Origin of the sequence: Limnohabitans radicicola (assembly GCF_014837235.1) — a bacterium.
GTDB classification, from domain to species: domain Bacteria; phylum Pseudomonadota; class Gammaproteobacteria; order Burkholderiales; family Burkholderiaceae_C; genus Limnohabitans_A; species Limnohabitans_A radicicola.
This window is the reverse complement of sequence record NZ_JACYFT010000002.1, coordinates 857,703-876,853: the sequence shown is the minus strand read 5'-3', so window position 1 is coordinate 876,853 and position 19,151 is coordinate 857,703. Positions and strand designations below refer to the sequence as shown.

The window sequence follows — 19,151 nt, the reverse complement described above, 5'->3', positions numbered from 1 at the left end:
TGGCGACCATGGACTTCAGTGCGCGGTGTCCCGTTTGAACGTCACCACATGGTCCACCTCGGCGCGGATACCGATCCACTCGCCCAGTTTGTGGTCGTGGTGGCTGGGCACATGGGCCATCAGCAACTCGCCTGAGGCCAGGCGCAGCGTGTAGAGAAACTCCGAACCCCGAAACGACTTGCGGATGATCTCGGCTTTGACCGGGGCAGCGTCGTCATGCACGATGTCGTCGGCCCGCAGCAGCACGTCGCATTGCCCGCCTTCATAGGCGCCGGGCAGGGGGCATTCATCCACATCACTCAACTCGCCCACGGGGGTCTGCACCACGACCTGCCCGCCAACCTCGCGCAGTGTGGCCGGGGCAAACACCCCGTGCCCGATGAAGTTGGCCACAAAACGCGTGGCCGGGCGGTGGTAGAGGCTGTAAGCGTCGTCCCACTGCTGAAGCTGCCCTTGGTGCATGACACCAATGACATCGCCGATGGCAAAGGCTTCGAGCTGATCGTGTGTGACCAGCAGCGCGGTGGCGTTGGCCGCTTTCAGGATGCTGCGCACCTCGTGTGCCAGTCGCTCGCGCAGGTCCACGTCCAGGTTGGAGAAGGGCTCGTCCAGCAGCAGCAGGTCAGGGCGTGGCGCCAATGCGCGCGCCAATGCCACACGCTGTTGCTGACCACCCGAGAGCTCATGCGGAAAATGTTTTTCGGCGCCAGCCAGGCCCACCAGATGCAGCACCTCGGTCACCCGCTGCTGGCGCTCGACAAAGGGCAGGTGGTTCAGGCCAAAGCCCACATTGCTGGACACATCCATGTGTGGGAAAAGCGCGTAATCCTGGAACACCATGCCGATGCGGCGGCGCTCGGCAGGCTCGGTCTGGTCAGGGGCACTGACCACCCGGCCCGACAACAGGATCTTGCCGCCCGAAACCGGCTCCAGCCCCGCCACGGCGCGCAGCAAGGTGGTCTTGCCGCAGCCCGAAGGGCCGATCAGGACACCGATGTCGCCTTTACGCAGGCCCAGGTTCACGCCCTGCACAGCGGGCGATGTGCGACCCGGGTACTGGATGTCGAGGTGGCTCAGCGCGAGGAACATGGCCCCGATTGTAGGCAGGTTGCTGCTCGCACACGGGGTGGCTTCTACAATAGCCCGCTCTATGTCCCGTACTCTGACCCGTGGCTTTGCGGGCTTCCCCTCTTTGCTCTTTGCCTTGCTGGCCTTGATCTTGGCGCTGCCCGTGCTGGCGGTGCTCGGCTCCTGGTTGCAGTGGGGTGGTGACAGCGCCCAGATCCTCCAAGAGATGGCTCGTACTGTGCTGCCCGACTATGCATTCACCACGCTGGGGCTGTGCCTCATGGTGGCCTTGGGTGTGACGGTGCTGGGTTTGTGCACCGCCGTATTGGTGACCCTGTTTGATTTCCCGGGGCGGGGCGCTTTTGAGTGGCTGCTGCTCTTACCACTGGCCATGCCTGCCTATGTGGTGGCTTATGCCTACACCGACTTTTTGCAGTGGGGTGGCCCATTGCAGGTCGCGCTGCGTGATCTGCTGGGCGTTCAAGGTCGCCTGTGGCCTGATGTTCGCAGTGTCTGGGGCGCGGCGTTGGTGTTCACCCTGTCGCTTTACCCTTATGTCTATTTGCTGGCCCGCACCGCCTTGGTCGAGCGTGCGGGCGGCTTGATGGAAGCGGCCCGATTGCTGGGTGCCCCGCTGACACGCCGCATACGCGAGATTGCTTTGCCACTGGCACGCCCGGCCGTGGCCGCTGGGGTGGCGTTGGCCCTCATGGAGACGCTGGCGGACTACGGGGTGTCCAGCTACTTTGGCATCCAGACCTTCACTGCCGGCATCTACAAAGCCTGGCTGGCCATGGACAACCGCATTGCCGCAGCCCAGCTGGCCACCGTGCTTCTGGCCGTGGTGGTGCTTTTGCTGCAGTTAGAGCAGCGGGCGCAAAAGCGCATGCGTTTCAACCAGGCTCGCGGTTCGCGCCAGAGTTCGGCCGAGGCTCAGCCTGTGCGACTGAGGGGCGGCCCCCGGGTGCTGGCGTGGAGTCTGTGCGCATTGCCGGTGATCCTGGGCTTTGTGTTGCCTGTGCTCATCCTTTGTCATGCCATGTGGGCAGAAGCCTCCGAGCTCCCCTGGACCCGTTTTGTACAGTGGGCCCTCACCAGTTTGCGTCTGGGCGCTGTCACCGCGGTGCTGGCCGTGTGGGTGGCGCTGGCGCTGGCTTTCAGTGTGCGCACCCGTGCCAATGCCTTGAGCCGCACGGCCATGCAGCTGGTGGGGTTGGGTTACGCCATACCCGGGGCGGTGGTGGTGGTGGGTCTGTTGCTGCCCGTTGGATGGATTCAGCAGACCTGGCCGGCTTCGCAAGCCGGGGCCTGGGTCACGGCCACGGCGCTCGGTTTGGTCTGGGCTTATCTGGTGCGTTTTTGCGCGGTGGCCTTGCAGTCGGTGCAAAGTGGTTATGCCCGCATCCCCGGCAGCCTGGACGATTCGGCCCGCATGCTGGGGGTGACCGGTTGGGGCCTGCTGCACCGGGTGCATGCACCGATGCTGCGACGCACCCTGATCGCGGCCCTGTTACTGGTGTTTGTGGATGTGATGAAGGAGCTGCCTGCGACCATGGTGCTTCGCCCCTTCAACAGCGATACCCTGGCGGTGGTGGCTTACCAGCTGGCGCGAGACGAGCGCCTGGGCGAGGCGGCTTTGCCCTCGCTGGCGCTGGTGTTGGTGGGTTTGATTCCCGTCATCTTGCTCAGCCGTACCTTGCGGTCATCCCGGTCATGAATCTGACCCGCTCTATGGCCTTGTGCGTGTTGGCCATTGGTTTTCTCTGGAGGTGTGGCCGTGCTTGACGTTTCTTGCTTGAACGCTTGGTACGGCCCCGCACAGGCGCTGTTTGATGTGAGCTTCCAAGTGCACTCGGGCGAGTTGGTGGTGCTGCAGGGACTCAATGGGGCGGGCAAATCGACGCTGTTGCAGGCGCTGATCGGCATTGGCCCCCGTGTGGCGGGGCAGATTGTCTGGGACGGACAGCCCTTGCAGGACTGGCCCGCACACCGACGTGCCCGTGCGGGCCTGGGTTTTGTGGCCGAAGACCGCCGTCTGTTCTCTGCCTTGAGTGTCCGCGAGAACCTCTGGATCGCCGCACGCTCAGGCGAACAGGGCACTGCCGCCGAGCAATTTGACAAGGTGCTGGGCTTGTTTCCGAATCTGCAGACCCTGCTGGACCGCCCGGCCAGCCAGATGAGTGGCGGGGAGCAGCAAATGCTGGCGCTGGCCCGCACCCTGATGACCAGCCCGCGCCTCTTGCTGCTGGACGAGCCCTGCGAGGGCATTGCCCCTGTGTTGGTGCAGGCCATGCGTGATGCCCTGCTGGCGCTGGCGGGCGAGGGCGTGACCATGCTGGTGGCCGAGCAAAATCAAATCCTGGCCGCGCATGCGCACCGTGTGCTGCAGCTCACCAGCGGGCATTTGGCCTAGAGCCAGCGAAAAGCCGCCATGGCCACCGCCGTGGGGGGCAAAGCGGCCAACAACAGTCGCCCTGGGGCGATGATGTGCTGCGGAAAGTGGGTTTTCAGCAAGGCAGCCCCTGCAGGGTTGGGCGCGTTGGCGATCAGCGTCAAGCCACCGCCAGTGACTGCACCGGCAACGAGCGCGACCTTGAACTCCTCGCTCAGGCCGGGGACCAGCGATCCCAGATAAGTCAGTGCGGCGTTGTCGGTCACCGCAGTCAGCGCCAAAGCCCCGTAGAACACTTTTTCCGGCGACAAACCAAGCAGCAAGGGCTCCAGCCACCATTGCTGCAGGCCGCCCAGCACCACCAACCCTGCCAGAAAGAAGGAGACCAGCAGGGCTTCCTTGATCAGCAGCCGGCTTTGGTGTTGCGGGTAGGCCGTTGCAAAACCCAGAAACAGCAGCACCAGCCCCAAGAAAACCACAGGGTGGTGTGCAAAGTACACGATGCCCGCCAAAAACAGCAGGTGCACCATGGCGATTCCTTTGTGCACAGTGAGCGAAACGGGTGTGGCCATGCCTTCGAGTCGTTGCAAATCATGGCGCAGCCAGACGGTCAGGGTCAGCGCGTTGACCAGCACGGCCAAAGCCGCCTTCCAGCCGAAAGTGCTCAGCATGTAAGCGAAGTCCCAGTTCCAGACACTGGAGACCATCAGCACAGGCGGGGCGGCAAAGGGGGTCAGGGTCCCGCCGATGGAGATGTTGACCAACAACACCCCCAGGGTGGCGTACTTCACTTTGCTGCTCACGGACTGACTGAACAGGGCATCGCGCAGCAGCAGTGCAGCCAGGGTCATGGCAGCGGGTTCCGTGATGAAGGACCCCAGCAGAGGCACGACCACCAGCACCACAAACACCATGGCAGTGGTTCGGGGTGCAGGCAGCCATCGTGCCAGCCACAGGACGCTGGCTTGTGCCCATCCAAGGACAGGGCGGGTACCCGATACCACCATGATGGCAAACACGAAAAGGGGTTCGGTGAAGTTGCGTGATTCCAGGTAGTTGAGGGTTCGGGCTTGTCCGATGAGGACAAAGGAGATCAGCATCAGCGCGGTGGCCCACAGCCCAAAAACCACCTCGATTTCACCCAGCAGATGCCACATGCCCGCGTGACGTGGTCGGCTGTGGGCGAGCCGTTCAAACCAGGCGGTCGAGAAAGAATGGAGGAGGGCCAGGGCAAAAAACAGTGCCGCCAGCCAGGGCAGGGCGAGTTCGATCAGGGCAGACATGGTGATCTCCGGTGTGCGAGGCGGCCCGACCATCGCAAAACCTGCAGCGCCAACCATGGCTCTGCACCCAAAGACACATCTTAGCCCGATCTCAACAGGCTTTCGGATCTGGTTAACATCGACCCTATAGATTTACGGGGCATCCCGGTTTGTCCGGACGCCCAGCCAACCATGATCATCACCAGTCTGCTGGACACCGACCTCTACAAATTCACCATGATGCAGGTGGTGCTGCACCAGTTTCCAGGTGCGCAGGTGGAATACAAGTTCAAATGCCGCAACCCGGGTGTGCCGCTGTCTCCATTCGTCAATGAGATCCGGCAGGAAATCCGCTCGCTGTGCAGTTTGACCTTCAAGGAGTCCGAGCTGCAGTACCTGCGCTCGCTGCGCTTCATCAAGAGTGACTTTGTGGACTTTCTGGGCCTGTTCAAGCTCAACGAAAAGTACATCCAGGTCACCGCGCTGCCTTCGGGCGAGATCGACATCACGATCCAGGGCCCCTGGCTGCACACCATCCCTTTCGAGATCCCGGTGCTGGCCATCGTCAACGAGGTCTACTTCCGCAACACCCAGAAGGTGCCCGACCTGATGGAGGGTCGCCGCCGGGTGGACACCAAGATCGAGCAGTTGCATGCTGACGGCTTGTCGGCCCTCAAGATCGCTGACTATGGCACGCGCCGCCGCTTCTCGCGGGCCTGGCATGAGGAGGTGCTGCGCGTGCTCTCGGCCCGTCTGGGCACTGGCCCCTCGGGTCAGTTTGCGGGCACCAGCAATGTGTACTTTGCTTATCTGCTGGGTCTCACGCCGCTGGGCACCATGGCACACGAATACTTGCAGGCCTGCCAGGCTCTGGGCCCACGTCTGCGTGACAGCCAGGTGTTTGCCTTTGAGTCGTGGGCACGTGAATACCGGGGCGACCTGGGGATTGCCCTGAGCGATGTGTACGGGCTCAACGCCTTCCTGCGCGACTTTGACCTGTACTTTTGCAAACTGTTTGACGGCGCACGCCATGACAGCGGCGACCCTTTCATCTGGGGCGAGCGCATGATCGAGCACTACAGCCGCAACCGGGTCGACCCCAAGACCAAGACCCTGATCTTCAGCGACAGCCTGACGGTGCCGCGCACCATCGAGCTGTACCAGCAGTTCCGGGGCCGCTGCCAGCTGGCCTTTGGCGTGGGGACCAACCTGACCAACGATCTGGGCTACGAGCCATTGCAGATCGTCATCAAGATGACCCGCTGCAACGGCCAACCCGTCGCCAAGTTGTCGGACACACCCGGCAAGGGCATGTGTGACGATGAAAAATACCTGGCTTACCTCAAGCAGGTGTTCGAGATCGATGCACCTGAGCGCCCAGCTCACCAGAAAGAGGCCTGACATGCTGTCTGCACTCATTCTTGTTTTTGTTCTGGCTTATGTGGCCATCGCACTGGAACATCCTTTGAAGGTCAATAAAACCGCTACAGCTTTGTTGGCGGCGGGATGTTTGTGGACGATCTATGCCTTGGGCGCTTCCGACGCGAATGCCGTGAGTCAGGAATTGGGCGAGTCCTTGATGTCGACGGCCCAGATTGTGTTTTTCCTGATGGGTGCCATGGCCATTGTGGAGGTGGTCGATGCCCATAACGGGTTTGAAATCCTGACCTCCCGTGTCAAGACCTCCACACTGTCTGGCCTGATGTGGCTGGTGGGCTTGGTGACGTTCTTTCTGAGTGCGGTCTTGGACAACCTGACCACGGCCATCGTGATGGTGTCACTGATGAAGAAATTGCTCGAGAAACGCGAGGACCGTTTGTATTTTGCAGGCGTCATCGTGATCGCGTCCAACGCGGGAGGCGCTTGGTCACCAATCGGGGATGTCACCACCACCATGCTTTGGATTGGTGGCCAGATCACGGCTCTGGAGATCATGAAAGGGGTGTTTCTCGCTTCCCTGGCCAGTTTGCTGGTGCCATTGGCGGCCATGGCGTATGTCGTCCGTGGTCGGATTGTGCAGTCTCCAGTCCGTGTGGAGGGCGCAGATGTGTCGAACACGCCAGCCTTTGAACGCAACCTGATGTTCTTTCTGGGCCTGGGCATCCTCATGGCCGTGCCTGTCTTCAAGGCGGTGACGCATTTACCCCCCTTCATGGGCATTTTGCTGGGCCTCGGGCTGTTGTGGCTGGTGGGCGATGTGGTCCATAAAAACAAGGACGATGACACCAAAGCCCACCTGACCCTGGTCAGTGCGTTGACACGGATCGACATGAGTGCGGTCCTGTTCTTTGTGGGCATCCTGTTGTCGGTGGCCACGTTGGAACACACGCACATCCTGTCCTCCCTGGCACAGTGGTTTGATCGCACGGTGGGTCGCCAGGACGTGATCGTCATGATCATTGGGCTGGTCAGTGCTGTTGTGGACAACGTGCCATTGGTGGCCGCCTCCATGGGCATGTACAGCCTGGACCAGTACCCTGCTGACAGCTTTTTGTGGGAGTTCCTGGCCTATTGCGCAGGCACGGGTGGGTCGATCCTGATCATTGGTTCGGCTGCAGGTGTGGCAGCCATGGGCTTGGAAAAAATCGATTTTGTTTGGTACGTCAAGAAAATCAGTGGCTGGGCCATGCTGGGCTACTTTGCCGGGGCGGCTTTGTACATTCTTGAGTTCCAGATGACCCACTGACACCAGAAAGAACTGAAATGAGCAAACCCTCGATCCTGGTGGCGCGTGCCATCTTCCCCGAAGTCCTCGCCCAGCTGCGCGAGGTGTTCGATGTCGACTACAACGAGGCCGACGACATCTTCACCCCCGCCGAACTCAGCCGCCGCCTGCAAGGCAAGGTGGGGGCGCTGACCACGGGCAGCGAGCGCATTGATGCGGCGCTCCTGCAGGCCAACCCGCAACTCAAAGTTGTGGCCAACATGGCTGTGGGCTTCAACAACTTTGACGTGCCCGCCATGACCGCCGCAGGCGTGCAGGCCACCAACACGCCCGATGTGCTGACCGAAACCACCGCCGACTTCGGCTTTGCCCTGCTGATGGCCACGGCTCGGCGTGTGACCGAGAGCGAGCATTACCTCAGAGCAGGCCAATGGACCAAGTGGCGTTACGACATGTTTGCCGGGGCCGAGGTGCATGGCGCGACCCTGGGCATCATCGGCATGGGCCGCATCGGTCAGGGCATTGCCCGCCGGGGCTCACATGGCTTTGGCATGAATGTGGTCTACCACAACCGCTCGCGCCTGAGCCCTGAGCTGGAAGCCGAGTGCAAGGCCCGTTATGTTTCCAAGCAGGAGCTGCTGCAGACGGCAGACCATGTGGTGCTGGTCGTGCCCTACAGCGCCGAGTCGCACCACACCATCGGTGCGCCCGAGCTGGCCCTGATGAAGCCCACCGCCACGCTGGTCAACATCGCACGGGGCGGCATCGTCGATGACGCGGCGCTGGCCAAGGCTTTGGCGGCCCATCAGATCGCTGCCGCAGGCCTGGATGTGTTTGAAGGCGAGCCCGCGGTGCATCCCGACTTGCTGAAGGTGCCCAATGTGGTGCTGACGCCCCACATCGCCAGCGCCACGGTCAAGACCCGCATGGCCATGGCCCAGCTGGCGGCTGACAATTTGGTGGCCTACCTGACCCAGGGCAAGGCCCTCACACCTGTCAACACGCTGGCAGGAACCCCGGCATGAGCGACAGCAGTGTGGTCTTGATCGCGCTGGCGGTGCTGAACCTGCTGGTGCTGGCCGCCCTGTGGCTGCGCAGCAAACCCGCCGATGCAAGCGCGCAGCAGCAAGAGCAACAGACCTGGCAGCAACAAAACTTTGAAGCCCTGCAGGGCCAGACCGAGCGGCTGGCGCGCGAGTTGCGCACCGAGATCAGCCAGTCGGGCGTGCAAGGGCGGCAAGAAGCCATGCAGACCCTCTCGCTGTTCCAGCAGTCGCTGCTGCAGCAAAGCGCAGAGGCCACCCGCACCCAAAACCAGCAAATCGATGCGCTGGCCCAGCAGCTGGCCTTGTTGCAAAAAAGCCTGACCGACAGCCTGGCGCAACAGGTCAATGCGCTGTCTGAAGCCAATGCCCGGCGCCTGACCGAGATGCGCGGCACCATGGAAACCCAGCTGGCCCAGCTGCAGCAAAGCAACGCCGCCAAGCTCGATGAAATGCGCCAGACCGTGGACGAAAAACTGCAGGCCACCCTGCAGGCCCGCCTGGGCGAGAGCTTCAAGCAGGTGGCTGATCGCCTGGAGCAGGTGCACAAAGGCCTGGGTGAGATGCACACCCTGGCGCAGGGCGTGGGCGACCTCAAGCACCTGCTGACCAACGTCAAAACCCGTGGCATGTTTGGCGAAGCGCAGCTGGGTGCACTGCTTGAACAGGTGCTGACATCCGAGCAATACGCCGAGCAAGTGGCCACCAAACCCGGTGACAAGAACCGCGTGGATTTCGCCATCCGCCTGCCGGGCCGCTCGGACAGCGGCCAGCCCGTGTGGCTGCCCATCGACGCGAAGTTCCCTAACGAAGACTACGAACGCCTGCTCGAAGCCCAAGGCCGCGCCGACCCGGTGCAGGCCGAACTGTGCGCCAAGGCGCTGGAAAACCGCATCAAGCTCGAAGCCAAGTCGATTGCCGACAAGTACCTCGAACCCCCGCACACCACCGACTTTGCGGTCATGTTCCTGCCCACCGAAGGCCTGTATGCCGAAGTGCTGCGCCGCCCAGGGCTCATGGAAGCACTGCAGCGCGACCACCGCGTGACGCTCGCGGGTCCGACCAACCTGATGGCCATGCTGAACGCCTTGCAAATGGGTTTCAGAACGCTGGCGCTTGAAAAGCGCTCCAGCGAAGTCTGGCAAGTGCTGGGCGCGGTCAAGACCGAGTTTGGCAAGTTCGGTGACGTGCTGTCCAAGGTGCGCAACCAGACGCAGACGGTGCTCAATACCCTCGACCAGGCCCAGACCCGCAGCAACGTCATGAGCCGTGCCTTGCGCCAAGTGGACGCCTTGCCTGAGGCCGATGCACAGGCGCTGTTGCCCGGCGTTTTACCAGGTAGCCTGCCCGAGGGCGACGAGTGAGCCAAGAACTGGCCCGCCTGATCGCAGGCCAGATCTTTTTGCACGCCTGCATGGCGGGCATGCGCATGGCCACCCCCTTGCTGGCCCTCAAGCAAGGCTACAGCGCCATGGCGGTGGGGGCCTTGCTGTCACTGTTTGCCCTCACGTCGGTGTTTCTGGCCATTCCGGCCGGGCGCTACACCGATGCGCATGGCCTCAAGAAGCCTTTGCGCATCAGCATTGCGGTGTCTTGCCTGGGGGCGCTGGCCTCGGCCGTCTGGCCCGTGTTTCCGATGCTGTGCCTGAGTGCGCTGGCCTCGGGTGGCGCCACGGGCATGACGGTGATCGCTTTGCAGCGCCATGTGGGCCGCTCGGCCAAAGACAGCCTGGCACTCAAGACCGCGTTCAGCTGGTTGTCGATCGGCCCGGCGATTTCCAATTTTCTCGGTCCGGTGGTGGCGGGGCTGCTGATCGACCACGCGGGCGCGCAAGCGGCCGACACCACGGGCTTTCGGGTGGCTTTTGTGGTCATGGCCTTGTTGCCGTTGGTGACCTGGTTTTGGGTGCGGCCCGTCAAGGAGCGCCTGAGCCACGCCCCTACAGACCCTGCTGCACCGCGCAATGCCCTCGACCTGCTGCGTGAGCCGCTCATGCGCAGGCTCTTGATGGTCAACTGGCTGCTGTCGTCCTGCTGGGATGTGCACACCTTTGTGGTGCCCATTCTTGGGCACGAACGCGGTTTCAGCGCCTCGGTGGTGGGCACCATCCTGGGTTCGTTCGCCATGGCGGCGGCTTTCATCCGCGTGTGTTTGCCTTGGCTGGCGCGGCATGTGCAAGAGCACCAGATCATCACCTTTGCCATGGTCACCACAGGGCTGTTGTTCGGCCTGTACCCCTGGATGCCCAACGCCTGGGCCATGGGCGCCTGCTCGGTCACGCTGGGCCTGGTGCTGGGCAGTGTGCAGCCCATGATCATGAGCACCTTGCACCAGATCACGCCTGCGCACCGCCAGGGCGAGGCATTGGGTCTGCGGTTGATGAGCATCAACGCTTCGAGCGTGCTGATGCCCACGCTCTTTGGGGCTGCCGGAGCCGTTGCAGGCGTGGCACCTGTGTTCTGGGTGGTGGGCACCTCGGTGGGTCTTGGCTCACGGCTGGCCTGGCGGCTGCGTCCGCCCAAGCACACTCACTGAATGCTTTTCAGACGGGCAGGTGGTAGAAGTCGCAGATCGCCTTCCAGGCGTCCTGCGGGGTGTCCACATACTGAAACAGCTTGAGGTCTTCTTCGCTGATCGTGCCTTCGTCCACCAGCACCGAGGTGTCAAACATCCGTTTCCAGTAGTCACTGCCGTACAGCAGGATCGGTACAGGTTTGGCCTTTTGGGTTTGCACCAGGGTGAGCACTTCAAACAGTTCGTCGAGCGTGCCAAAGCCGCCCGGAAACGCGACCAGCGCCTTGGCCCGCATCATGAAGTGCATCTTGCGCAGGGCGAAGTAATGGAACTTGAAGCTCAGCGCGCTGGTCACATAGGGGTTGGGCACCTGCTCATGCGGCAGCACGATGTTCAGCGCCACCGAGGGCGTGCCCGACTCCTGCGCCCCCCGGTTGGCGGCTTCCATGATGCCGGGCCCACCCCCGGTGCAAATGTAGAGTTTTTCCCGCTCGGGCAGGCATGAGCAGGCGTTGGCCACCAGGCTTGCAAATTCACGGGCCTGTTCGTAATAGACGGCGGTGCGCACAGCGCGCTGCGCTTTTTGCAGGGTCTGCGCGTCGCCGCTGAGCATGGCGGCGGCCAGTTGGGCCTGGGCGGTTTCGGCGCTCACAAAACGGGCGCTGCCAAACACCACCACCGTGTGCTCGATGCCCGCTTCGCTTTGCGCCAGGTCGGGTTTGAGCATTTCGAGCTGCATCCGCACGCCACGCACCTCGCGACGCAGCAGGAACTCCGGGTCGGCAAAGGCCAGGCGATAGGCCTGCGGCTGCATCAGGGCAGAAGGGTTTTCATGCCCAAACATTTCGGCCCATGCGCTGGGCAGGGCGGTGTCCTTGAGGTTGCGGGTGTTTTCCATGGGGTCATTGTGCAATCACCCAGGGCCTGCACGTGACGCACCCATGAAAAAAGGCCCCCGAAGGAGCCTGTTTTTGGAGGTCTGATCGCTCAGACGCGCTTGCGGTATTCGCCAGTGCGGGTGTCGATTTCGATCTTGTCGCCCTGGTTCACGAACAGGGGCACAGGCACTTCAAAGCCGGTGGCGATCTTGGCAGGCTTCATGACCTTGCCAGAGGTGTCGCCTTTGACGGCGGGTTCGGTCCAGGTGATCTCACGGGTCACGCTGGTGGGCAATTCGACCGAGATGGCCTTGCCGTCGTAGAACACCACTTCGACTTCCATGCCGTCTTCGAGGTAGTTCAGGGCGTCGCCCATGTTTTCGGCTTCGACTTCGTATTGGTTGTACTCGGCGTCCATGCAGACATACATCGGGTCAGCGAAGTAGGAGTAGGTGCAGTCCTTCTTGTCCAGAATGACCTGGTCCATCTTGTCGTCGGCCTTGAACACGACTTCGGTGCCGAAGTTGGCGATCAGGCTTTTGAGCTTCATGCGCACGGTGGAAGAGCCGCGGCCGCCACGCTGGTATTCGGTACGCAGGATGACCATGGGGTCTTTGCCGTGCATGATGACGTTGCCGGCGCGGAGTTCTTGAGCGGTTTTCATAGGATTGGAATCTGGAATGAACAGGAAAGGGGCGGCCTCGGGCCAAACCGCTTATTCTAACCTGTAGGGCAACACCCACTGACTGTGTTCAGTCCCGTGCGGTCAGGCCCTGCACCAGGCCACCCAACACAATGCCGCCCAAGGCCCACAAAATGTCGGTGTTGCCCGTGCCCAAAGCCGCAATGGCAGGTCCGGGGCAAACGCCCGACAAGCCCCAGCCCACGCCAAAGATGGCCGAGCCGATCACCGTCTGGCGGTTCCAGCTGGCGGGTTGGGTGAGGAATTGACCGCCCAGCACAGGCCGAGCGAAGCAGCGCGGAAAGCCCTTGTACGCCAGCATGGCCAGGCCCGCAGCGCCGCCCATCACCAGCATCAGGCCCCAGTCCTGGAAGCGCAAAAAGCCCAGCACCACCTCGGGCTGGATCATGGTGGCCAGCGACAGGCCAAAGCCAAACAGCGCCCCGGCCAGCAGGGTCAGCAGCGCCTTGGGCAGTGTCAACGTATTCGGATTCATGCCAGGCCTTTCGTGGTGATGGCCATCAGGTTGGCGGTCAAAAAGGCGGTGGCCATGAAGGTCAACACCGCGCCCAGCGAAGGCAGCTGCAGCGAGCCCAGCCCGCAAATGCCGTGGCCAGAAGTGCAGCCATTGCCCAGGCGAGCGCCGTAACCCACCAGAAAACCACCCACCAGCAGCTGCCACGCTGGCACGCTGGTGTGCTGCGCCTGGCCATCCGCCAGCGCAAAGCGCCATATCAGCGCGCCCAGCACCACGCCCAAGGCATAAACCAGACGCCAGTGGCGCGAACTGAGGAAGCGGTCCTGCTGAAAGAACGGCCGCTGGAACACGAAGGACCAGCTGCTGGAAAAGACGGTGCTCATGCCGCCCACCCAGCCGTTGAACAAATACAGCAGCGCCACGCCAGCGCCAATGGTCAGGCCACCCAGCAGGTAATGCAGCCAGCCTAAGGGGAAGAGGGTTTCAATCATGGGGAGGGATTATCTGTCCAGCTGCTTCAGGTCCGGGGCTTGAGGGCTGCGCAAATTTTCTGAGCTGATTGACGAGATCGCCATGTGGCCCAAGTTTTTGCTGCGCTTTCTGGATGCAGTCGGTCCAGTCAAACAGGACATCGGCAGTCAAACACGGCAGAGTGCCACTTTCGACCTCATTCCAAACCCGATGCACTTGGCGCAAGCATTCCGGCGCCTGCATCCAGTCCAAGAACGCTTCCAGCTTGGCGTGGTGCGCATTGTCGTCCTGCGGGTAGATGTGCCAGATGAAGGGTCGGCCTGCCCAAAGGGCCCGAACCAGTGAGTCTTCGCCGCGGACGAAGTTGAGATCGCAGGCCCAGAGCATGTCGTCAAAGCCGTTTTGATCGGTGTAGGGCAGGGCGCTCCAGTTCGGGTGCTCAGGCATGCCCTTGAGAGCTTGCTCCACCGCCGCCAGCGGGCGGCCCGGGGTGACGAGCAGGTGGTCGGGTGTGCCCACCAGTTGCCTCAGCAGCTGGGGCAGGGCAGCGGGTTCGTAGCAGAACAGGCTGATCAGCAGACCACCCGGGGCCAGGTTGGGGGCGTGCTGTTGTCGCCAGGCAGCGCGGTCAAAGCCTTGTTGCCGGGCCAACAGGTCGGTTTCGCGCAACAGGCCACCTGTGTCGGGCGTGAAGCCGGGGTAGAAAAATGTCTTGGTCCAGCCTTTGGCCGGGCCGCTCATGATGGGCGAGGGCAACTGGTGCATGCGGGGTACCCAGTCTTCGGCGCTCAGGTATTCGAGGTTGATCCAGGTGGGTGGCTTGGCTCTTGTGTTGACAGCGTGGGCCACAAAGTCTTCGGGCAAGGTGCAGCCAAAAGCCTCGACCCAGACGTCGGCCGGGGGCAGCGCTTGCAGGGCGCTGGCTTGGCTGGCATCGGCCCAGGGACGCACTTCGATGCCGGGTTCCTGGTGGGCGTTGGGTGCCATCCAGGCCAGGGCTGAGGCGTCGTCCACCCACAGGCGCACGCGCTGGCCTGCATCGCGCAGCTGGCGCGTCAGGCGCCAGCACACGCCCAGGTCGCCGTGGTTGTCGATGACGGTGCAGAAGATGTCCCAGAGTTGGCCGGATTGCATAGGCCGATTGTCGCTGGAGATGCCACGGACTTGTTTTCACAGACAATAGCCGCCATGCCCCACACCCACGACGAAGCCCTGCTCGCCCAAGTTGCTGCGCTGCCCGCCTTGCCGGGGGTTTACCGCTACTTTGACGCGCAGGAGCAGCTGCTCTATGTGGGCAAGGCGCTGAACCTCAAGCGCCGGGTGTCGAGCTATTTCCAGAAGGACCATGGAGGCACCCGCATTGGCCACATGGTCAGCAAGATCGTGCGCATGGAGACCACGGTGGTGCGCTCCGAGGCCGAGGCGCTGCTGCTGGAAAACAACCTCATCAAGACCCAGCACCCGCGCTTCAACATCCTGTTTCGGGACGACAAGAGTTACCCCTACCTCAAGCTCACGGGCAAGGGCCGCGTGGCGTTGCCCGCTGTGGTGACCACGCCCGAAGCGCAGCATTACCCGCGTGTGGCCTATTACCGGGGCGCAGTGGAAAAGAAACACCGTTACTTTGGCCCCTTTCCCAGCGCATGGGCGGTCAAGGAGTCGATTCAGCTGATCCAGAAGGTGTTCAGGCTGCGCACCTGCGAGGACACGGTGTTTGCCAACCGCACACGGCCTTGCCTGCTTTACCAGATCAAGCGTTGCTCGGGCCCGTGCGTGAACCTGATCAGCCCCGAGGACTACCAAACCGATGTGCAGCACGCCGAGCAGTTCCTGCGCGGCGAGACCAAAGAACTGATGCGCGAGATGGAAGCCCGGATGATGGCGCACGCCGACAAGCTCGAGTTCGAGCTGGCGGCCGAGGTGCGCAACCAGCTCGCCTCGCTGTCCAAGGTGCTGCACCAGCAGGCCGTCGATACCGTGACCGACACCGATGCCGACATCCTGGTGGCCAAAGTGCAGGGCGGCCGCGCCTGCGTGAACCTGGCCATGGTGCGCGGCGGTCGGCACCTGGGGGACCGACCGTATTTCCCGACCCATGTGGACGACGCCCAGGCTTTGCAAGGCCTTGAAGAGGGCGAGGTCGCACGCCCGGTCGAGGTGCAGGTGCTCGAAGCCTTTTTGGCCCAGCACTACATCGGCGTGCCGGTGCCGCCGCTTTTGATTTTGAGCGCACCCGTGGACAAGACTTTGGTGGAGGCCTTGTCGGAGCAGTCGGGTGTGAAGATCAGCACGGTGACCCAACCCCGCGAACACCGCCGTGTGTGGCTGGAAATGGCCGAGAAGAATGCCGAGCTGCAGCTGGCACGCCTGCTGGCCGAAGAGGGCTCGCAGCAGGCCCGCACCCGCGCTCTGGCCGAGGCGCTGGACCTGGCGCCCGACGATCTGGACCAGCTGCACATCGAGTGTTTTGACATTTCGCACACGGCGGGCGAGAACACGCAGGCGTCCTGCGTGGTGTTCCGTCAGCACAAGATGCAAAGCAGCGAATACCGCCGCTACAACATCGAGGGCATCACCGGCGGAGACGACTACGCGGCCATGCGCCAGGTGCTCACGCGCCGTTACGGCAAGCTGGCCGAGGCTTTGAGAACGGGCGACGGTAATGCCCGCATGCCCGACCTGGTGCTGATCGACGGCGGCAAAGGGCAGGTGGCCATGGCCCGTGAAGTGTTCACCGATCTGGGACTGGACCTGTCGCGCATCGTTGGCGTGGAAAAAGGCGAGGGCCGCAAGGTGGGCCTGGAAGAGCTGGTCTTTGCCGATGGCCGTGAAAAGGTCTACCTGGGCAAGGACTCGGCCGCGCTGATGCTGGTGGCGCAGATCCGCGACGAGGCGCACCGCTTTGCCATCACGGGCATGCGGGCCCAGCGCGCCAAGGTGCGGGTGGGCGGCAGCAGGATCGAGGAAATCCCCGGCATCGGGCCGCGCAAGCGCGCGCGCCTGCTGCAGCGCTTTGGCGGTGTGCGCGGGGTGGAAGCGGCGAGCGTGGAGGACCTTGCATCGGTCGAGGGCATTTCGCAAGAGTTGGCCGAGGCGATCTACCAAGCTTTGCATTGAAGCCTCTTTGTAGGAGCGGCGCCCCCGCCGCGATAGAGCCTTCGCAGACCACCCCGTTGTCTCGCAGATGCCCGGCGTGTCAGCCAACTGCCATGGGCTTGGTGCACAATCGACCCATGTTTTTCACGATCCCCACCATCATGACCTTGACGCGAATCCTGGCGATTCCGCTCATCGTGGGGGTGTACTACTGGCCGGGTTTGACCCTGGCCACGCAAAACCTGATCGCCACGTCGATGTTTGTGGTGTTCGCCATCACCGACTGGCTCGACGGCTACCTGGCCCGCAAGCTCAACCAGACTTCGGCTTTTGGCGCCTTTCTGGACCCGGTGGCCGACAAGTTCCTGGTGTGCGCAGCGCTGCTGGTGCTTGTCCACATGAACCGGGTGCATGTGCTGGTGGCGCTGGTCATCATTGGCCGCGAGATCGCCATTTCCTCGTTGCGCGAATGGATGGCCCAGATCGGTGCCAGCAAGAGCGTGGCGGTGCACATGGTCGGCAAGCTCAAAACCACGGTGCAGATGGTGGCCATTCCCTTCCTGCTGTTTGATGGCGCGCTGTTTGGCGTCATTGATACCCACGCCTGGGGCACGGTGCTGGTCTGGATCGCTGCCGTGCTGACCATCTGGTCGATGGTGTATTACATGCAAAAAGCCCTGCCTGAAATCCGGGCCAGGGTCAAATGAGCGATTCCCCGGAGACAACGGTCTGGCTGCGGGCCATGCCCGTGGTGTTTGTGCTGATCTGGAGCACGGGCTTCATCGTCGCCCGCTATGGCATGCCCTATGCGCCGCCGTTCAGCTTTTTGCTGGTGCGATACATCTGCTCCATTCTGTGTTTCCTGCCCTGGATTGTGTTGACCCGCGTGGCCTGGCCGCGTGACCGGGCGCAGTGGCTGCACCTGTCGGTCACGGGCATTCTGATGCATGCGGGCTACCTGGGCGGCGTGTGGGCTGCGGTCAAGTCGGGCATGGGCTCGGGCCTGTCGGCGCTGATCGTGGGCATCCAGCCTGTGCTCACGGCCATCTGGTTGTCGTGGAGCCTGCGCGGCTCGGGTCAGCCAGGTGTGACGCCGCGCCAGTGGGGCGGTTTGCTGCTGGGCTTTGCGGGCCTTTTGATGGTGGTGTGGCACAAGTTGACGATGGGCTCTGCCCTGGACCACGTGACCCCTGTGAACATGGCGTTTGCGATTGGGGCTTTGTTCAGCATCACCGTGGGCACGCTGTACCAAAAGCGTTTTGTGCAGCCTTGCGATGTGCGCTCGGCCAACACGGTGCAGCTGCTGGCCGCCGCCGTGCTGACCTTGCCGCTGGCCTGGCTGGAGCCCGAAACCATGCAGTGGAACCTTCAGCTGGTGGGGGCCATGGCCTGGTCGGTGCTGGGGCTGACGCTGGGCGGCAGTTCGTTGCTGTACATCCTGATCCAGCGCGGCGCGGCCGCATCGGTCACCAGCCTGATGTACATGGTGCCGCCTACCACGGCCATCATGGCCTGGGTGCTGTTTGGCGAGACCATCACCGTGCTCACGCTGGCGGGCACGGCCCTGACCGCACTTGGCGTCAGCCTGGTGGTACGCCCGGCCCGGGCTTGACCGCCTTCCAGGGCTCTTCGCCCAAGCGAGCGGCCAAAAACTCTTGCAGCAAGCGGATGCGCAAGGGCATCTGAGCCCGGTAGGGTGCCAGCCAATGGATGTCGGCGTCGTGCATGGCGCAGTCGGGCAGCACGCGCACCAGCGCCCCTGATGCCAGTTGCGGCGCAATGTCCCACAGGCTGCGCAGCATGATGCCCTGGCCTGCCAGGCACCAGTCGCGCACCATCTCGCCCGAATTGCTCGACAGCGGACCTTGCACGGCAATGTGCAGCGGGCGCGCTGCGCCTTCGCGGCCGATGCGCCAGTGGTCAAAGCGCTGGCCCTGACCGGTTTCGCCGCCGTTTTCGCGCACCACCAGGCAGTGGTGCTGCGACAGTTGTTCGGGCGTGGTGGGGGCGCCGTGCTGCTGCAGGTAGGCGGGCGCGGCCACCAGCACGCGCTGGTTTTTGGCCAGCTTGCGCGAGATCCATTCGGCCGCCACATGGGCGGGTGGGTTCCACAGCCAGATGGCGGCGTCAAAGCTTTCGTTGGCCAGGTCCGGCAGCCGCTCGGACAGTTGCAGCTCGATCTGCACCTGCGGGTAGCGCTGCTGGAACTCGGCCAACAGTGGCCCGAGCCACAAGCGCCCAAAGCCAAAGCTGCTGACCATGCGGATGGGGCCGGACGGCTCGCTCTGGCGCTCGCGCAGCTCGTCTTCGATGGCGGCAAAGCCTTGCAGCAGCTGGGCGGCGCGGTCGCACAAGGCGTGGCCCTCGGTGGTGGGGCTCACGCGGCGGGTGGTGCGCTGAAACAGCCGCACGCCCAAGGCCGCTTCGAGCGCCGACAGGCGTTTGGTCACCACAGGTGGGGCCAGTTGCAGCGCACGGGCGGCTTTGACCAGGCTGCCGTGCTGGCGCACGGCCAACACCAATTCAAGATCAGGACGGTCCAATTGTTTTCTATTTGTGAATAATCAATTGCCGGATTATTGCTGTTTTGAGCGGTAAGCT

At 62.9% G+C, this 19,151-nt stretch carries 18 protein-coding genes; 10 read left to right on the top strand and 8 right to left on the bottom strand.

Going from position 1 to position 19,151, the window contains the following annotated elements:
* Window positions 1-15 precede the first annotated feature (15 nt).
* On the bottom strand, window positions 16-1,089 hold the full coding sequence (locus tag IC609_RS11915) for an ABC transporter ATP-binding protein (protein ID WP_191819702.1): 1,074 nt from the start codon (window positions 1,087-1,089) through the stop codon (window positions 16-18).
* Between the two features lie 61 nt (window positions 1,090-1,150).
* Between IC609_RS11915 and IC609_RS11910 the strand changes: the two genes are divergently transcribed.
* Both IC609_RS11910 and IC609_RS11905 read left to right on the top strand, forming a co-directional pair.
* Window positions 1,151-2,785 carry an ABC transporter permease gene (locus IC609_RS11910; RefSeq protein ID WP_191819701.1) on the top strand — a complete coding sequence of 545 codons (1,635 nt, stop codon included), beginning with the start codon at window positions 1,151-1,153 and terminating at the stop codon, window positions 2,783-2,785.
* A 60-nt stretch (window positions 2,786-2,845) separates the two neighbouring features.
* Window positions 2,846-3,481 carry an ABC transporter ATP-binding protein gene (locus tag IC609_RS11905; protein WP_191819700.1) on the top strand — a complete coding sequence of 212 codons (636 nt, stop codon included), beginning with the start codon at window positions 2,846-2,848 and terminating at the stop codon, window positions 3,479-3,481.
* On the opposite strand, the gene IC609_RS11900 is transcribed toward IC609_RS11905, so the two are convergent.
* Window positions 3,478-4,743 carry a putative Na+/H+ antiporter gene (locus IC609_RS11900; RefSeq protein ID WP_191819699.1) on the bottom strand — a complete coding sequence of 422 codons (1,266 nt, stop codon included), beginning with the start codon at window positions 4,741-4,743 and terminating at the stop codon, window positions 3,478-3,480. The two genes, IC609_RS11905 and IC609_RS11900, sit on opposite strands and share 4 nt — an antisense overlap.
* Window positions 4,744-4,914: 171 nt before the next feature.
* Between IC609_RS11900 and pncB the strand changes: the two genes are divergently transcribed.
* From pncB to IC609_RS11875, 5 genes are read left to right on the top strand one after another with little or no spacing between them, the layout of a single operon-like run.
* Window positions 4,915-6,123 (top strand): nicotinate phosphoribosyltransferase, encoded by a 1,209-nt coding sequence (gene pncB / locus IC609_RS11895; protein ID WP_191819698.1) that lies wholly within the window; start codon window positions 4,915-4,917, stop codon window positions 6,121-6,123.
* Window position 6,124: 1 nt separating this feature from the next.
* Window positions 6,125-7,408, top strand: a complete 1,284-nt coding sequence (nhaD, locus tag IC609_RS11890; protein WP_191819697.1) for a sodium:proton antiporter NhaD — start codon at window positions 6,125-6,127, stop codon at window positions 7,406-7,408.
* A gap of 17 nt (window positions 7,409-7,425) precedes the next feature.
* Entirely contained in the window at window positions 7,426-8,412 is a 987-nt protein-coding gene (locus IC609_RS11885) for a 2-hydroxyacid dehydrogenase (RefSeq protein WP_191819696.1), read from the top strand.
* A complete protein-coding gene (locus IC609_RS11880; protein WP_191819695.1) occupies window positions 8,409-9,794 on the top strand; it encodes a DNA recombination protein RmuC in 1,386 nt (461 codons plus the stop codon). The genes IC609_RS11885 and IC609_RS11880 overlap by 4 nt, the downstream gene beginning before the upstream one ends.
* Window positions 9,791-10,966, top strand: coding sequence for an MFS transporter (locus IC609_RS11875; protein WP_191819694.1), 1,176 nt, complete (start codon window positions 9,791-9,793; stop codon window positions 10,964-10,966). Before IC609_RS11880 ends, IC609_RS11875 begins: the two co-directional genes overlap by 4 nt.
* A 7-nt stretch (window positions 10,967-10,973) precedes the next feature.
* Here the strand turns inward: IC609_RS11875 and IC609_RS11870 are convergent, their stop codons facing one another.
* The 5 genes from IC609_RS11870 to earP form a co-directional block, all read right to left on the bottom strand.
* The gene (locus IC609_RS11870; protein ID WP_191819693.1) at window positions 10,974-11,843 is read right to left on the bottom strand and encodes an LOG family protein; all 870 of its coding nucleotides are present in this window, start codon (window positions 11,841-11,843) and stop codon (window positions 10,974-10,976) included.
* Between the two features lie 89 nt (window positions 11,844-11,932).
* Window positions 11,933-12,487 (bottom strand): elongation factor P, encoded by a 555-nt coding sequence (gene efp, locus IC609_RS11865; protein WP_191819692.1) that lies wholly within the window; start codon window positions 12,485-12,487, stop codon window positions 11,933-11,935.
* Window positions 12,488-12,575: 88 nt separating this feature from the next.
* The gene (locus IC609_RS11860) at window positions 12,576-13,001 is read right to left on the bottom strand and encodes a DUF6691 family protein (RefSeq protein WP_191819691.1); all 426 of its coding nucleotides are present in this window, start codon (window positions 12,999-13,001) and stop codon (window positions 12,576-12,578) included.
* Entirely contained in the window at window positions 12,998-13,474 is a 477-nt protein-coding gene (locus IC609_RS11855) for a YeeE/YedE family protein (RefSeq protein WP_191819690.1), read from the bottom strand. The genes IC609_RS11860 and IC609_RS11855 overlap by 4 nt, the downstream gene beginning before the upstream one ends.
* Window positions 13,467-14,588 (bottom strand): elongation factor P maturation arginine rhamnosyltransferase EarP, encoded by a 1,122-nt coding sequence (gene earP, locus IC609_RS11850; RefSeq protein WP_191819689.1) that lies wholly within the window; start codon window positions 14,586-14,588, stop codon window positions 13,467-13,469. The genes IC609_RS11855 and earP overlap by 8 nt, the downstream gene beginning before the upstream one ends.
* Before the next feature lie 54 nt (window positions 14,589-14,642).
* Between earP and uvrC the strand changes: the two genes are divergently transcribed.
* The 3 genes from uvrC to IC609_RS11835 all read left to right on the top strand — a co-directional run bounded on the left by uvrC (window position 14,643) and on the right by IC609_RS11835 (window position 18,162).
* Window positions 14,643-16,571, top strand: coding sequence for an excinuclease ABC subunit UvrC (gene uvrC, locus IC609_RS11845; protein ID WP_191819688.1), 1,929 nt, complete (start codon window positions 14,643-14,645; stop codon window positions 16,569-16,571).
* 116 nt (window positions 16,572-16,687) lie between these two features.
* Window positions 16,688-17,257, top strand: a complete 570-nt coding sequence (gene pgsA, locus IC609_RS11840) for a CDP-diacylglycerol--glycerol-3-phosphate 3-phosphatidyltransferase (protein WP_191819687.1) — start codon at window positions 16,688-16,690, stop codon at window positions 17,255-17,257.
* A complete protein-coding gene (locus IC609_RS11835) occupies window positions 17,254-18,162 on the top strand; it encodes a DMT family transporter (RefSeq protein WP_191819686.1) in 909 nt (302 codons plus the stop codon). The genes pgsA and IC609_RS11835 overlap by 4 nt, the downstream gene beginning before the upstream one ends.
* Here the strand turns inward: IC609_RS11835 and IC609_RS11830 are convergent.
* Window positions 18,131-19,093, bottom strand: a complete 963-nt coding sequence (locus tag IC609_RS11830) for a LysR family transcriptional regulator (RefSeq protein ID WP_191819685.1) — start codon at window positions 19,091-19,093, stop codon at window positions 18,131-18,133. The genes IC609_RS11835 and IC609_RS11830 overlap by 32 nt on opposite strands.
* Window positions 19,094-19,151: the final 58 nt, after the last annotated feature.